This is a genomic window from Paenibacillus amylolyticus, from assembly GCF_036894225.1.
Classification (GTDB): domain Bacteria; phylum Bacillota; class Bacilli; order Paenibacillales; family Paenibacillaceae; genus Paenibacillus; species Paenibacillus amylolyticus.
This window is the reverse complement of record NZ_CP145892.1, coordinates 6,177,378-6,193,742: the sequence shown is the minus strand read 5'-3', so window position 1 is coordinate 6,193,742 and position 16,365 is coordinate 6,177,378. Positions and strand designations below refer to the sequence as shown.

The following is a 16,365-nucleotide window of genomic DNA, read 5'->3' as shown; positions in this document are numbered from 1 at the left end:
TGAAAGCGTAACAAGAAATTTTTTACATGTAAAAAAGAGGAATTGATTTTCTCGCGCAGAATAGATAGTTTTGCCGTTCACCACAGGTGACAGCATAGGGAGTGGCACAACATATCTGTTGAAGGGGAGAACAAAAGTGGTCGCAGGAAAAAGAAAAAATGGATTTTACTTATGGACTGTCCGTCTACTAGTATTCATGCTGGTATTCGGACAGTTTGGCGTGTACGGGGGGAACCGGGCACATGCAGCCGTAGGAAGTGGGATAGTCTCATCAAGTAATGATTACCAATATGTGTTGACCAACAACAACGGCCAATTACAGGTGAATCAAAAATCAGTTAAGCTGGGTTGGGTGAGATCATATGAGATTTCAACATCAGGATATTCTTTTAGGAGAAGCCAATCGATTAATGGAGCAGTTGAGGACATAACCAAGATTTCATTTGGCTCCTATACATCTACTTATGCCGGTAAAGTTACCAATGCCTTTATCATCGACTTTGCTGAGGTATGGGAGTATTACACGACTATGGAATACAGACAATCCGGAACCAGTGTTGGAGTATGGAATAATTCCACCGTTGATGAATTTGGAATGACTACGCCAAGATATGTGCAAAGCTATGAGGCTACACAGTTAAGTCTTGTGATTAATGCCGATACAGGAGCGGTAGTAGATTTTGTATCTAACCTGAATCCGTATTACATACGGAAAGCAGAATCATTCAGTTTTGTAAAAGAGCCGGGGACAACACAGCCTATTACTACAAATCCTGCTGTTCCAGCTAATTTGGCGGCTGATGCCAGTGATGTAGCTATTAATCTCAATTGGTCTGCTGCTCCACAAGCTGTTCAATATGAGATTGAAGAGAATGGCGTAGTCAAAGGGCCTTTTTACGGAATCAATTATACACGTTCTTCACTTACACCCAATACTACATACACCTATAGAGTACGTGGAATTAACAGACTAGGAGCTAGTGAGTGGAGTGAGCCGGTTGCAATAACAACCTTGCTTGAGAAACCTGTTTTGGCCGTAACGCCAGAGGAAGGCAAGAATACGATTCAGTGGATGGCGGTTGAGTCTGCAGATCGCTACCAGTTGCAGATTGATGGTGGTACACCATTTGAATTAGGAAACGTAACTTCCTATGTACATGAAGGGCTTGAAGCTAATTCAACGCATACCTATGTGCTAAAAGCCTTCTCGGCTAACAATGAGAGTGCGTGGAGTAAAATGGTGAGTCAGTTAACAGTACCTGATCGTACCAACGGGCTGACGGTTACTGATGCCACATTCAATAAATTAACGGTAGCTTGGACTGCGGTAAAGGGTGCTACAGGATATGATTTGGAGATTGATGGCACTAATGTTGCTGTAACAGGCACCACTTATAGTAAAACTGGCCTTGTAGCTAATACAGAGTACACTTTTAGAATCAGACCTAAAAATGCTGGTGGTGCAGGAAGCTGGAGTGATGTAACTACAGGAATCACCCAGATGAGTACACCCGTTATTCAGTCCAACCCTTCACAAGAAGAAGTTGTTCTCATCTGGTCACCAGTTGATGGTGCAACGTCATATGAAGTTGAGGCAGATGGCGTTGTCGTTGGAGATATATCAGATTCAATCTATACGCACACAGGGCTCAAATCTGGAACGGCCCATAAGTATCGTGTACGAGCTATAAGTGACAATAACGTTAGCGCATGGTCGGCAGTAAAATCACAGAATACGTTGCCTGATTCCGTTAATGGATTGGTGGTCAGTGCAGCGACCAATGCAGCTGTAACTGTGAAATGGACAGCAGTAACCGGAGCCACAGGTTATGATCTCGAGATCGATGGAACAGTTGTCCCTGTAACAGGAGTAACCTACACGAAGAATGGTCTCGCAGCAAATACAGATCATACCTTCCGTATTCGCTCAAAGAATGCCGCTGGTGCAGGGGCATGGAGTGATCTGATCAGCGGAATAACGCAGTTGAACACACCTATCTTGAAAGCAACATCAGAAGAAAATGCAATCAATCTGACATGGGATGATGTAGCGGACGCAACGAAATATGAAATTGAGGCTGATGGAGCAGTAGTGTCAACAGTAGAAGAACCTAGTTATAGCCATACAGCATTGCTGCCAGGAACAGCCCATAAGTATCGCATTCGTGCGTTGACGGATACCAATACAAGTGCATGGACAGCAATCCTGACGCAGAGTACATTGCCTGCAATAGTATCAGGTCTCAGTTTAACATCCACAACAAACACCACAATTGCCTTGAAATGGAGTGCAGTGACCGGTAGCTCTGGATATGACTTGGAGATTGATGGAGTGGTAGTTCCAGTTACTGGTTTAACATATACGAAGAGTGGTCTTACAGCGAATACGGACCATACGTTCCGTATCCGTTCCAAGAATACTGCAGGTGTGGGTGTGTGGAGTGACGTAGTAAGTGGCATGACTCAACTCAATACGCCTGTTCTGAAAGCATCTTCCCAAGAAGATGCAATTACAGTAACTTGGGCAGATGTTACTGATGCAACCAAATATGAAGTGGAGGCAGATGGTATTGTTGTAGCTACGGTTACGGCGCCAGTCTATACGCACGAGAGTTTGACTCCAGGAACAACGCATAAGTATCGTGTACGAGCCCTGACGGAGATGAACGTTAGCCCTTGGACTGCACTTCTCACTCAGAATACTTTACCGGGTTCAGTCACAGGATTGAGTGTAACCTCTGCAACCAATGTCGCTATCGCGCTTAAGTGGAATGCCGTAATTGGAGCAACGGGTTACGACTTGGAGATTGATGGCACGGTAGTAGCTGTAAGTGGATTAACATACAACAAGACAGGTCTTGCAGCCAATACGAATCATACGTTCCGGGTTCGCTCCAAAAATACGGCAGGTGCCGGAGTATGGAGTGATATCATTGACGGTACGACATTGTTGAATACCCCTGTTTTAAAAGCTTCCTCGGAAGAGACTGCTATTACAGTAACATGGGCAGATGTATCAGATGCGATCAAGTATGAGATTGAAGCAGATGGCTCAATTGTTGCAACAGTTAATGAGCCGAAATATGTGCATTCAAGTCTTCAGCCAGGAACAGTGCATAAGTATCGTGTACGAGCACTGGCAGATACAAACAACGGGGCTTGGACTGCTGTCTTAAATCAAAATACACTACCAGGTTCAGTTACTGGATTGGGCATTACCTCTGTAACGAACACAACAATGGCTTTGAAATGGAATGCTGTAACCGGAGCAACAGGTTATGAACTTGAAATTGATGGCACAGTTGTAGCTGCTACTGGATTAAGCTACAACAAGACCGGACTTGCGGCTAATACGGATCATACGTTTCGCGTTCGCTCCAAAAATGCGGCAGGTGCCGGAGCATGGAGTGATGAGGTAAGTGGTACAACATTATTAAATACCCCTGTTCTAAAAGCTTCCTCGGAAGACACTGCGATTACATTGACATGGGCAGATGTAACAGATGCAACCAAGTATGAGATTGAAGCAGATGGAGTCGTTACTGGTACAATTAGCGAACCGAAATATGTGCACACTAGTTTGCTTCCAGGAACGGCGCATAAATATCGTGTACGTGCACTGACGGACTCTAATACAGGTGCCTGGACTGCAGTGGTGACGCAAAGTACGATACCTGCTTCAGTTACTGGTTTAAGTATTAGCTCGGCTACGAACGTAGCCATTGCATTGAAATGGACGGCAGTAACGGGAGCAACAGGATATGATCTTGAGATCGATGGTACAGTTGTACCAGTAACGGGAGTAGCTTATACGAAGAGTGGGCTTGTGACAAATACGGATCACACGTTCCGTATTCGTTCTAAAAATACAGCAGGTGCAAGTATATGGAGTGAGATTGTAGATGGCACAACTTTACTTAACACACCTGTGCTAAAGGCTTCTTCTGAGGAACAAGCGGTCACCTTGACATGGCCTGAAGTTAAAGATGCAACCAAATATGAGATTGAAGCGGATGGAGTCTTAGTGGGTACTGTTAAGGTGCCTACTTATACTCACAATAATCTGATAGCTGGAACAGCACATAAATACCGCGTACGCGCTCTGACCGAAACCAATGTTGGAGCTTGGACTGCGGTCTTGACACAAAATACGTTGCCTGGTTCTGTGACCGGGCTAACGGTAACAAGTGTAACGAACACAGCTGTTGCTCTGAAGTGGAACGCAGTCTCAGGAGCGACGGGATATGACCTTGAAATTGATGGCACGGTGGTACCTGTTAGTGGAGTGGTTTACACCAAAACGGGACTTATCGCCAATACGGATCATACATTCCGTATTCGTTCCAAGAATACTGCTGGGGCTGGGGCTTGGGGAGATGTAACAGATGTTACAACCCAGTTAAACACACCTGCTCTGAAAGCAACATCAGAGGAAACAGCTATTACTTTGAATTGGCTTGATATCAAAGATGCAACCAGTTATGAAATTGAGGCAGATGGAGCAATTGTTTCTACAGTAACCGATCCCTCATATGTTCATAGTGATTTGCTTGCAGGAACATCGCACACCTATCGTGTGCGTGCATTAACGGATAAGAACAGCAGCGCTTGGTCTACGGTCTTGACTCAAAGCACTATACCAGGCAGTGTGACCGGATTGAGTATGAATTCTGCAACAACAGTAGCCATTGCTATGAAGTGGAATGCAGTTACGGGAGCAACAGGATATGATCTGGAAATTGACGGTAAAATAGTCGCAGTAACCGCTTTGGCTTATACCAAAACAGCACTTCTAGCCAATACAGAGCATACCTTCCGCATTCGTGCCAAAAATGCTGCTGGCATTGGTAGCTGGAGTGAGATTGTAACCGCCTCGACCCAATTAAATGTACCAACAACGCTGAAAGCTGTACCTGAAGAAACCGCAGTTACGCTGACATGGAATGAAGTTGTTGGTGCAACAAAATATGAGATTGAGGCAGATGGCATAGTGGTTGCTACTGTAAGTGATCTCTTGTATGTCCATAATGGAGTACTTGGTGGAACCATTCATAAATATCGTATTCGTGCCCTGACCGACACCAATGTGAGTGCATGGACAGCAATATTGTCGCAAACTACGTTACCTGCCAGTGTCTCCGGTTTAAGTATTAACTCTGCAACCACAGCGGCTATTGCGCTGAGATGGAGTGCTGTAACTGGAGCTACCGGGTATGATCTGGAGATTGATGGTACGGTGGTTGCCGTGAGTGGAGTAGCTTATACGAAGAGCGGACTTGCACCAAATACGGAGCATACTTTCCGGATTCGTGCCAAAAATGCTTCTGGTGCGGGAGCTTGGAGTGAGATCATAACGGGAATGACTCAATTAACTACATCTGTGCTGAAGGGAACTTCGGACAAAACAAACGTTATTCTGACATGGGAGGCGGCTATGGGTGCTTCGTCTTACGAAATTGAAGCAGATGGGCAAATTGTGGCGACTGTCAATGACACAACGTTTATTCATTCTGACCTGTTACCGTCCAGTTTGCATAAATATGGCATTCGGGCATTCAACGATCAGAACACAAGTGCATGGTCTCCTGTATTAAGTATTAGAACATTGAATTAGGGATATAAAATTTGGGAGCAGGGTTGCGTATATGTGCATCCTGCTCCCTTCTTTTGTTTTGCAAATAGACTATGGCTTCATCAGAGAAAATAAGGTAATCTATAGTTATTATCTATTCGGAAATGGAAGTTTGAGAGGGGCGTTTTAGCGATGAATCTAGGCAATTGTCCTCGCTGTGGTAAATTATATGCGTTGAATTTTCGAGATGTATGCTCGAATTGTATTAAAGAAATGGAACAGGAATATCAGATCTGTGTAGATTATTTGCGCGAAAACAAAGGCACCAATATACAGGAACTATCTGATGCAACAGAAGTTTCGATCAAAACCATTACCAAGTTCATCCGTGAGGGACGGATTTCCATCGAAAATGCCCCGAATATGATGTATCCTTGTGAAGTATGCGGAACATTGATTCGTGAAGGTCATATGTGTGACTCTTGTCGTCATCGCTTGACGAAAGACTTAGCTAGTGCAGCTCGTGATGTAGGTCAGAAGGATAACGGCAATATAGGCGGACGAACCTACAATGCTGTCGACAAACTACGCGATTCATAGGAACGAGGTCTTAAATACAGATCTTGCTATAACAAATGTTTTGAAACGTACCGATAAACTTATTAAAGATTATCGGTTTTTTTTATTATCCTAATCATTTCGATAACATAAAGATAAAGTAAGAAAAACGTATATCAACATAAACTCCTAATCATGGAAGGAAGTGTATTTTGAATGAAAATCAATGAACCGAGTAGAATTGGAGCAATCAATTCATATCAAAGGAACGTTGAATCCAATCAGCAGGCTGATGCCAAGAAGAGCCGCCGTAAGGACGAAGTATCCATTTCTCCGGAGGCGATGAAGATGCTTGAGGAACAAAGTCGTACACAGGATGCAGGACGCATACAACGGATACAGGAACTGAAAGAACAGGTGAGTTCGGGAACGTATCAGGTAGATAGTAGCAAGCTTGCTGACAAGCTGCTGCCGTATTTTAAGTCTTTTGATAAGGAATAGGTGATCACGTAATGGCAGCACTGGACAGATTGATTGCAGTTTTGCAGCAAATGGAACAAAGTCACCGCGATATGCTGGCACTCAGTGAGGTCAAGAGACAGGTCATTGTCAAAAACGATGTGGATGAACTCATTGCCATTCTGAACAAAGAATCCCGTTTCATGAAACAACAGGAGCCATTGGAGATTGAAAGGCAGAGCGCAGTTCACGAATTGCTTCAGGAGCGTGGGATCAAGTCCATGCTGAACCTGAACATTACGGAGATCTCCAAACTGATTTTTGATCCGGCTGACAAACTGCGATTGCTTGAAGTCCAGAAAAAGCTGGCGGAAACACTGCATGAATTAAAGGAAATCAATCAACTGAATCAAAAGTTGATCGAGCAATCGCTGATGTTTATTGACTTATCTATGGACATCTTTGCTTCTCGACCAGAACAGGATGCCACATATCAGCATCCTGCTGATAAGAACGGTAATCCAGGGCGAATCGGTCTGTTTGACACGCGTGCCTGATTAATTAGGGGGAAACCAGGTGACATCTACATTTCATTCAATCGAAACGGCTAAACGCAGTTTGTTCACACAGACGACGGCTCTTAGCACAACAGGTCATAACGTAGCCAATGCCAACACGGAAGGGTACTCACGCCAAAAGGTAAACATGCAGGCCTCCATTCCAATGGAGCCATTTGCATTTCTGCATAGTACAACACCAGGACAGCTCGGTACAGGGGTAGAATTTGACTCCATTACACGTGTGCGTGAGAAATTTCTGGATGACCAGTATCGCAATGAAAATACCAACTTCGGGAGTTGGTCCATTCAACGAGACACGCTTGAGAAACTTGAAGCTATTGTGAATGAACCATCAAACACCGGATTTCGGACCGTTATGGATAACTTCTACAAATCATGGTCAGATCTGAGTAAGAATCCTGAGGATGTTACAGCACGTCGGATCGTGAAAGAAACGACTCTGGCGCTGACAGATGCGATGAACCAGATTAGCCGCCAACTGGGTTCGCTTAGTCAGGATTTGGATAGCAACATCGCGGTCAAAGGTAATGAGATCCAAGGTTACCTGGGTAACATTGCGAACCTTAACAGTGCTATTGTGAAAGTAGAGTCTCTTGGCGACAATGCCAACGATTTACGTGACCAACGTGATCTGATGACGGACAAGCTGTCTAAAATCATGAATGTTACTGTTACGGATTCTCCACAAGGATATCAGATTCAAATGAATGGACAAGCACTTGTTACAGGCGGAGCAGTGCAGGTTGCAGTAGATCCTGCTTTTCTGAATGCCGCGTATACAGCAGGCACGCTCACTAATGGTGAAGTCCACGGCATGATTAAGTCCAGAGACACGTTGGTAAGTGATTACCAGAAACAAATGGATGACTTAGCTAATACGCTTGCCAACGGTGATATTGATATTACTCTTCCTGCGGGTTCTGTCTTGCCGGATAATACTATCCTGGATGGTGTTACATACACGGGTGCAGCACGGACACTAGCTACAGATCTCAAGGTTACGGTCAAAGGTCTGAACGGACTACATCAGCTTGGATACAGCATGGATGGGACAAATACGGGAGGATTACCGTTCTTTACAGCAGCGGATGGCGGGACAGCTATTACAGCTGGCAATATCTCATTAAACGCAGAGATTTTGGCTGATCCAAATAAGATTGCTACTTCGCTCCGCACAACGGATGCTTCTGGCACTGAAACTGTAATAAAAGGTAACAATACACTTGCCATTTTACTTGCGAATCTGAAAGATACGCCGATGAAATCAGCGGACGGTTTACGTAATGCCACGATTGGTGCGCAATTCAGTGCGATTGTGGGACAACTGGGGGTGCAGTCCCAGGAGGCAGCTCGTCAGACATCCAACTCGGAGTTCTTGGTGGAGCAAGTGGATACCCGTCGTCAATCTGTGAGTGGTGTATCACTGGATGAAGAAATGGCGAACATGATCAAGTTTCAACATGCATACAGTGCTTCTGCACGTTTCATGACCACATATGATCAACTTCTCGATAAATTGATTAACTCTACAGGCATGGTAGGCAGATAATAGAAGGGAGTGACCTAACAACCATGAGAATCACGAATAACATGCTTAGTTCACAATTGCTCTTGAACTTGAACCGGAATGCACAGCAGATGAACAATACTCAGACTCAACTGGCAACAGGCCGTAAAATTAACAAACCTTCGGATGATCCGGTAGGGATCACATACTCCCTTCGTTATCGGGCAGAACTTTCATCCAATGAGCAGTATCAGAAAAACGTAGATAGTGCAGTTTCCTGGCTTGAGTTTAACGATACTGTTATGAATCAGGCGGGGAATGTCGTGCAGCGTCTACGTGAGTTGACGGTACAAGCTTCGACAGGAACGAATCCTCAGTCCGCGCTGGACAGTATCAATGAAGAGGTAAAACAGCTTAATGAACAGTTAATTGATATTTCCAATAGTAAGCTTAACGGCAAATATGTATTCAATGGTGAGACCTATGATGTGAAGCCATATGATTTCCCTGCAAATCCAGATGGTACTTTGGATACAACGAATGCTGCTTCTGTTGTTACTGATAAAGGAAAAATTAACTTCATTGTAGGTGAAAGTGTTCAATTGCCTATTAATGTGAGTGGTAATGAAGTATTTGGAACAGAGACGGAAGAAGACAATCTTTTTGTCATCATGAATACGATCATGCAAGCTTTGATGGAAGGTGATCAGAAAGAGCTATCTGATCAGCTGGACAACATCGATAGTCGAATGGGTAAAATGTTGTCGATTCGATCTGAAATCGGCGCAAAGACTAACCGTGTTGACCTGATGATGGGTCGTTTGGAGGATCTCGGTATTAACCTGACAGATCTGCAATCCAAGGTGGAAGATGCGGATTACGCAGAGCTATCCTTACAATCTAAAATTCAAGAAAATATCTATAATGCTTCTCTTTCAGCAGGTGCCAAAATCATCTCGCCATCTCTGGTGGACTTCCTGAGATAATATAAGGAGGAGTTATGTTATGAACACTCTTCCTGTTGTTCAGATTCGAACTACTCCATCTATATTAAACATGGATGCTGACCCTGGACAGTACTCCATTCGTCAACCTAAGGCGGAGGTTCAACTTCATACCAAACCTGCAAAACTGACTGTACAAAGCCATCCAATTGAGCTGAATGTTGATCAAAGCAGGGCATTCTCTGCATATACTGGTGGCAACATGATTGATATGAACGCTCGTATTTATTCGGGGATCCAACAGAAATTTCTGCAAAACATAGCTTCGCGTGTGGAGCAGGGTAATCAGTTAGCGGCTATTCATAAACCGGGAAATACGATTGCTAATATTGTGGGTACCGACTGGAAGCCGCAACCTTTTCCTGAGACGAGAACCCCTGCTTCTTTTGATAATGTGGATATTCGTATCAACACAAGACCTCCAGATATCAGCTATGATCCCGCGGTCTCTGAGATGAACGTTATCGTGAATAAGCCAGAGATTGAGTATCAGAGAGGTAAGCTGGACATTTATGTGAAACAGTACGCATCAGTACAATACACTCCACCAGCCATAGATATGGAGTTATAAGTTATAATGTGAGCTATAGACGGTCTCGGACGCAGCCCTCTATGGCTCTTTTTGTATAAATTCATCGCCAAGGAGGCGTTTATTATTCATATTCAGACAAGCATGTGGGGAGAAGTAGAGGTTCAGGAGAGAGATATATATCAATTTCCAAAAGGGTTACCTGGATTTGAAGAGGAGACTGAGTTCGCGCTAATCCCATGGGAAGACACGTCTTTTAGTTATTTACAATCTGTTCGAGAAAAGGATTTGTCTTTCTTATTGGTAAGTCCATTTACGTTTGTTACGGATTATAGTTTTGAGTTAAGCGAAGTGGATAAGGAAGAATTGGAGATTGTAGAGCAAGTATCTGTATACTCGCTGGTCACAATTCATTCCCAGACGAATCATTCCACAATGAACCTTCTTGCACCTGTTGTGCTCAATCCGGAAAAGCGTCTAGGCAAGCAAGTTATACTCCATCAGTCGATCTATGAAACGCGCCATCTAATCTGGTCAGAAGACGAAGAAGCAAACTCAGTGAAGGGTGGAGTCTAACATGCTGGTATTATCACGAAAAAAGGGTGAATCCATTGTTATTCAGGATCATATTGAGGTGACCGTACTTGCTGTAGAGGGGGATACCGTGCGAATTGGTATTTCTGCACCTAAGCATATAGATATTTTTCGGCAGGAGATATACGCGTCCATTCAGGAAGCGAATCGGGAGTCTGCTACACCTCTCGCAGCCAATATTGAAGCGTTTATGGAACGTTTAAGAAAAACAGAAAATAAAAAAGATTAAAAATATTCCAATTTGCTATAAACAGTTGCTCACCTTCCGTCGATATATAATTTAGACGCTGCTTCGGCAGGGCGGCCGACCTTAATGTCGCGGCGTTTACCACATGGATGTGGAACTAATTTATTTTCAGGGAGGAAATACTCTAATGATTATCAACCATAACGTACCAGCGTTGAACACTCACCGCCAATTGTCCATCAACACAGGTAACACTAATAAAAACATCGAAAAATTGTCTTCCGGTCTTCGTATCAACCGTGCAGGTGACGATGCTGCAGGTCTGGCAATTTCCGAAAAAATGCGCGGCCAAATCCGTGGTTTGGATCAAGCTTCCCGTAACGCTCAAGATGGTATCTCTTTGATCCAAACAGCTGAGGGTGCTTTGAACGAAACTCACTCCATTCTGCAACGTCAACGTGAGATTGCTAACCAATCCGCTAACGGAACAAACACTGATTCCGATCGTCAAGCTCTGCAAGACGAAATGAACCAACTGACTTCCGAGATCAACCGTATCGGTAACACTACTGAGTTCAATACTCAAAAATTGCTTAACGGTGGTATTGGTTCTGGAGACAGTGGTAAGTTGACACAAGCCACAAGCGCTAAAATTACAGCTTCTGTAGCAAATGCCGGGGGTGCGATTACTCTCACCGGAGCAAAGATTACTGTTGACGACATCACATTTGATCTTTCAGATGTAGCCGTTGGTTCTACAGGTGCTGTAGCAGCAGACAATGCTAAAGCTTTGAAAACAGCTTTGGATGATGTGACTTCTGGTGGAGTTAAATTGTCTGAATTGGTAGACATCAAAGTAGGAGCGGGCAATGTACTTGAATTTACTGCTAAGTCTTCAGGTTCCACAAGTAAAATAGAGTTTGCTGGTGCAGGAGCTCTGGGTGTAGCTGCGGCTGCTACTAATACAGGTGATCCATCAACGGTAGAACGTGCTGGAATTGAGGGTGGTAATTCACTTACAGCAGGAGCAGCAAACTTTGCAGTAGGGGCAACGTTGAAATTTACAGTTGGTTCTGAAAGTGAAGTTACGGTCAACCTTAACAGTGGAACTCTTCCAAAAACCTATGACACTACTAATGCTGATGCAAATGTAGCTAAAGCTGCTATGGATAGCCTGATTAAAGATCTCAATGCATCTCTGCAATCAGCTGGATTGGATAGCAAGATCACTGCTTCCTTGTCGAAGGATAACAAAATCCAATTCATCTCGGAAACAGGAAAAGATATCAAACTAGGCACTACACCTGCAGCAGGCGTAGGACTTAGCAATGCAGCAACTATTGGTAATATTGATCAAGTCGTTGGTGCTGGTGCACAAGGTGTGGGCTTCTCAACTAAGTTCCAAATTGGTGCAAATACAGGTCAATCCATGTCCTTGCAAATTAACGATGTCCGTGCATCAGCACTGGGTATCACAGGTAACGCTGGACAAGCTGGTTTCACGAAAGATAATGCCGTTACTAACGGTTCTAACGATATCAAAGCTGAAGCAGCTTTGAACATTTCCACTCGTGAAGATGCTTCCAAAGCAATTGCAGTTTTGGACAAAGCAACTTCCTTGGTTTCCAGCGAGCGCGCTAAGCTGGGTGCTGTTCAAAACCGTTTGGAGCACACAATTAACAACTTGGGAACTGCTTCCGAGAACTTGACAGCTGCTGAGTCCCGTATCCGTGACGTTGACATGGCGAAAGAAATGATGAGCCAAACGAAAAACAACATCCTGGCTCAAGCAGCTCAAGCAATGTTGGCTCAAGCAAATCAGGCACCTCAAGGTGTACTGCAATTGCTGAGATAATTAAAACTTTAGCAGAAGTTTATTTTAAGTGCATTCCTAATCATTTAAAGAGAAAGCCCCACTTGGTGGGGCTTTCTTGTTATAGTTTTATTGCAGATATAAGATGAAATTTGCATAAGGGGACAAGGATAATGAATTTATTGAATCGTAATATTGAAATTCTATCGGCTAACCCCGACCATTGGATTGGGGCGCCAGATGAAAATGAACTAAAACAATCTTCTGTTGAAGTGGATAGTGAGGGAAAAGAATTATTTTTGGATGGGAATAAAGTTTTTACTTTGAAAAGTGATTTCGATGCTTCAAATCGACCCAATCCATTAAAAAGAGAGCTTATTTTTGTTGTTGGCATACAATCTGTTGAGGAAATTAATAAGGTTATTGAATTGATGGGGAATGAGTCTTTATTAGTCATTATTGAACCTAATGGTTCACTATTTAATTACTCATTGAATCAGAAAGATCTTTCTTTTCTTCATACAACAACTGGAGCCGTTTTATTTGCCGATAAGATCAGCAACTTATCATTATTTCTAGATAAATTTCTATCGATGAATGCTATCTTTTACATGAAAACTATAAAATTTTATTTTACACACTTTTATCGTGAACAAGACATTCAGTCAAGTTTAGCAATAATAAGAGTAATAAAAGAGATTGTAAACTATAAAACGATGTTATATGGCAACTCTGTAGAGGATAGTTTGATTGGGTTGAAGCATCATATGATGAATCTTAAGCATCTCACTCGTTCTAAGGATGTGTCTCTACTTAAGAACAAAATGCGCGATGTACCAGCTGTTGTTGTTGCTGCTGGTCCGTCTTTAAATAAAAATCTTGAACAATTGCATGATTTAAAAGATAACGTAATCATTATTGCTGTGGACACGATTGCTCAACGTCTTTGCGATGAAGGAATCATTCCCGACTTTATATGTTCTATTGAACGAGGAATTGAAACATATACGTACTTTTACGAAGGTAAGACTTATCCTGTACATTCCACACTAGTTGCTCCGCTTGTTCTTTATCCTGAGATTTTTGAAGAGCACCCTGGAGAACTAATAATACCTATGCGGGGAAATGTAGGCGAATTTATCTGGCTAAAAGATGTTCTTGGACTAAATGGCGACAGTTCTATCAGTATTGGTCTATCTTGTGCTCATGTGGCCTTTGGCATTGCTGAGCATATTGGAGCATCACCCATTATCTTGTTGGGACAAGATCTGGCATATGGAGAATCGGTTGGAGAAACACATGCAGGAGGAACTATTTATGATGATAAAGAACTGACCAGCAGTATGTTTTCAAAAATTGATGAGTTGGAAACTGAGGGTTACTATGGAGGTACGGTTCCTACGACAGAAACTTGGAATACTTTCCGTACTTGGTTTGAGATAGAAATTGCTACTAAGAAGCTAGATGTGATTAACGCAACAGAAGGTGGAGCAAAGATTGCCTATGCTCAGCAGTTGAGTTTAGCAGAAGTGGGACGGAAATATTGCAATTCCAGAATAAAACCTGTACCGGAAATATTGCAGGAAATTGATAACTATCCTCTTGAGATACAGCAAATGAAGCAAGCTATGAGAGAGCAGTATAAATATTTTTTAGATATTAAACTACAATTTGAAAAACAGCAAAAACAGGTCAGACGTCTTAAAATAAATAAAAATTTCTCCAAAGCTGAATTAAAGGAAGCGCTAAAGAAGATTGATCGGACAGAAGACTTTTTTAAGATCGTTCTGGATAATTGGTTACTGCGCCATTGCTTACAGCCAGCAATGATTAATTCTGTTTGGAATTTATATGATATTGAGCGCGTCATTATTTCTGATAATGTTATTAAAGCTCAGCATATTAATCTCGGTTTCTTGGACATTGCTGTGTATACCCTGAATGAAATTACGTCTTTGTTAGCAGAAGTGGGTGAAAGTTTGGGGGAATAGGGTTAATTCGTTGAGCGAATATTTGTTGCACAGTAAGAAAAAAGGGTGCTGATGGTTTTATTGGCTCTCATTTAACGGGGAAATGACGTCAACGCATTTGTTAACTATAATTTCCACTATGGAGTGATTTTTACCTTGCTTTTGTTTTCTCGCTGATTCATAGTGTTTTACCTTGCGCAATTCAAGAGGGTGTAGGTGGAGGTGGTGATTTGCACCAACATTTTCTTTGAAAGTTTAGGTGGGAACAGAGTTAAGGATAGTCGGGTTCCATAACTGTGAGATAGTGGTTGTGATCGCACGAAGGATCTTCAGATTTCGTTCTTTGGCTGTTACCCTCCCATGTCAACCTGGGTCTATGTCCTTACATTCCTTCGTTCTACATCTAAGGGGGGGCCGATTCTGTGCTCCTTTAAAGGTTCGTTATCCGTATGGAACGTTATGCTACGATTTCTTCGGCGTCTCAGTTGTCTTCGTTGTTCACTTGTGAATAATGCAAAACGATGGGGTTTTGGCTTCGCTCCTTATAATGCTTGTGAGTGACTTAAAGGCTACATTCTTAGCCACTAGCGGTAGGACTGCCCGGAACAAAAGCAACCGTAAGCGGGATCTCCCTCATCGTCATGAGCAAAGCTTTACCGACCCAGTCCTTAAAGACATCGACATACTCTGGAAAAGACCAGTCATCCAGTTAAAGTGGCTTCCGAGTATTTCTCATTTCGAACGAGGACTGAGATGACCATGGCATCTTTATAGTCGCTTTTTCTCTGTAAGTTGCCCTAAAGTTTTTTGTCTTGCTGACATGATGCAAATTCACTAAAACAATCTGAATACTTTGTTCTAGAAGATATGCCACGAGCGACAATCAGTAATGTCCGGTTGGCTATACCACCACGTATTGCCATACGTTTGTCCAAGCTCCTTCATCCATGCCTTTTATATAACCCAATTCTTCGCCTATTTGTTTAAACTGACATTCACCAAGTTCGTTTATCAAAAATTTCACTCCACATTTCAGTAAGGATTAGGGAAGCTCCAAAGTAGGTCATCAAGGAGACTCTCTTCATTTCATTTGACTTTGCCTCAAACCCTAAAAAATTCCTGGTACTACGCCGATATATACTATAAATGCGAAATAGTTGGAGGTCGTTCAAGGGTGAACATTCAATTTTCCTTATCTGCTGCCTCATCTGCAAGTAATCCTGCTATAGAGGTGCAGCACCCGGCAGGCGCTTCTCAAGCGGGAACCGACACAGCAAACATCAGGACAGCGAAAGAAGCCTATAGTAAAGAAAAGCAGGGATTAAATCTATCTATGGGAGAAGAACTACTGATCCGTAATATTGACCGAGCAGTGAAAGCACTACAAGGTCCGGAGACCACGCTGGACATCAGCATCCACGAGAAGACACATGATATCATGGTCAAGGTGCTAAACAAGGAAACGGGAGAAGTGCTTCGCGAGATACCGCCTGAGAAGACACTGGATTTGGTAGCCAAGATGATGGAGATAGCGGGCATCCTGATCGACGAGAAAGTATAAAGGTACAAAGTAACTTAACGAGCGAGGAGT

The 16,365-nt window shown here is 43.0% G+C and carries 12 protein-coding genes; all 12 read left to right on the top strand.

The annotated features are described in order from the left end of the window. Positions 1-196: 196 nt before the first annotated feature. The 12 genes from V6668_RS27375 to V6668_RS27320 all read left to right on the top strand — a co-directional run bounded on the left by V6668_RS27375 (position 197) and on the right by V6668_RS27320 (position 16,335). Complete coding sequence (locus tag V6668_RS27375) at positions 197-5,614, top strand: fibronectin type III domain-containing protein (RefSeq protein WP_338707167.1); 5,418 nt, start codon at positions 197-199, stop codon at positions 5,612-5,614. 150 nt (positions 5,615-5,764) lie between these two features. Further along, positions 5,765-6,172, top strand: coding sequence for a TIGR03826 family flagellar region protein (locus V6668_RS27370; protein WP_076328744.1), 408 nt, complete (start codon positions 5,765-5,767; stop codon positions 6,170-6,172). A 174-nt stretch (positions 6,173-6,346) separates the two neighbouring features. Next, a complete protein-coding gene (gene flgM / locus V6668_RS27365; RefSeq protein ID WP_047840678.1) occupies positions 6,347-6,631 on the top strand; it encodes a flagellar biosynthesis anti-sigma factor FlgM in 285 nt (94 codons plus the stop codon). Between the two features lie 11 nt (positions 6,632-6,642). Beyond that, on the top strand, positions 6,643-7,146 hold the full coding sequence (locus tag V6668_RS27360; RefSeq protein ID WP_338707166.1) for a flagellar protein FlgN: 504 nt from the start codon (positions 6,643-6,645) through the stop codon (positions 7,144-7,146). A 19-nt stretch (positions 7,147-7,165) separates the two neighbouring features. After that, positions 7,166-8,719 carry a flagellar hook-associated protein FlgK gene (gene flgK / locus V6668_RS27355; protein WP_338707165.1) on the top strand — a complete coding sequence of 518 codons (1,554 nt, stop codon included), beginning with the start codon at positions 7,166-7,168 and terminating at the stop codon, positions 8,717-8,719. 23 nt (positions 8,720-8,742) lie between these two features. Continuing rightward, the gene (gene flgL, locus V6668_RS27350; protein ID WP_338707164.1) at positions 8,743-9,663 is read left to right on the top strand and encodes a flagellar hook-associated protein FlgL; all 921 of its coding nucleotides are present in this window, start codon (positions 8,743-8,745) and stop codon (positions 9,661-9,663) included. A gap of 19 nt (positions 9,664-9,682) precedes the next feature. Then, complete coding sequence (locus V6668_RS27345; RefSeq protein WP_076254060.1) at positions 9,683-10,252, top strand: DUF6470 family protein; 570 nt, start codon at positions 9,683-9,685, stop codon at positions 10,250-10,252. Between the two features lie 51 nt (positions 10,253-10,303). Further along, a complete protein-coding gene (gene fliW, locus V6668_RS27340) occupies positions 10,304-10,786 on the top strand; it encodes a flagellar assembly protein FliW (RefSeq protein WP_338707163.1) in 483 nt (160 codons plus the stop codon). A 1-nt stretch (position 10,787) separates the two neighbouring features. Beyond that, complete coding sequence (gene csrA / locus V6668_RS27335) at positions 10,788-11,033, top strand: carbon storage regulator CsrA (protein WP_074096614.1); 246 nt, start codon at positions 10,788-10,790, stop codon at positions 11,031-11,033. Between the two features lie 145 nt (positions 11,034-11,178). Continuing rightward, positions 11,179-12,846, top strand: a complete 1,668-nt coding sequence (locus V6668_RS27330) for a flagellin (protein ID WP_338707162.1) — start codon at positions 11,179-11,181, stop codon at positions 12,844-12,846. A 131-nt stretch (positions 12,847-12,977) separates the two neighbouring features. Next, positions 12,978-14,795, top strand: a complete 1,818-nt coding sequence (locus tag V6668_RS27325; RefSeq protein WP_338707161.1) for a motility associated factor glycosyltransferase family protein — start codon at positions 12,978-12,980, stop codon at positions 14,793-14,795. Positions 14,796-15,948: 1,153 nt separating this feature from the next. Then, positions 15,949-16,335 carry a flagellar protein FlaG gene (locus tag V6668_RS27320; protein ID WP_338707160.1) on the top strand — a complete coding sequence of 129 codons (387 nt, stop codon included), beginning with the start codon at positions 15,949-15,951 and terminating at the stop codon, positions 16,333-16,335. The last annotated feature ends 30 nt before the right edge of the window (positions 16,336-16,365 follow it).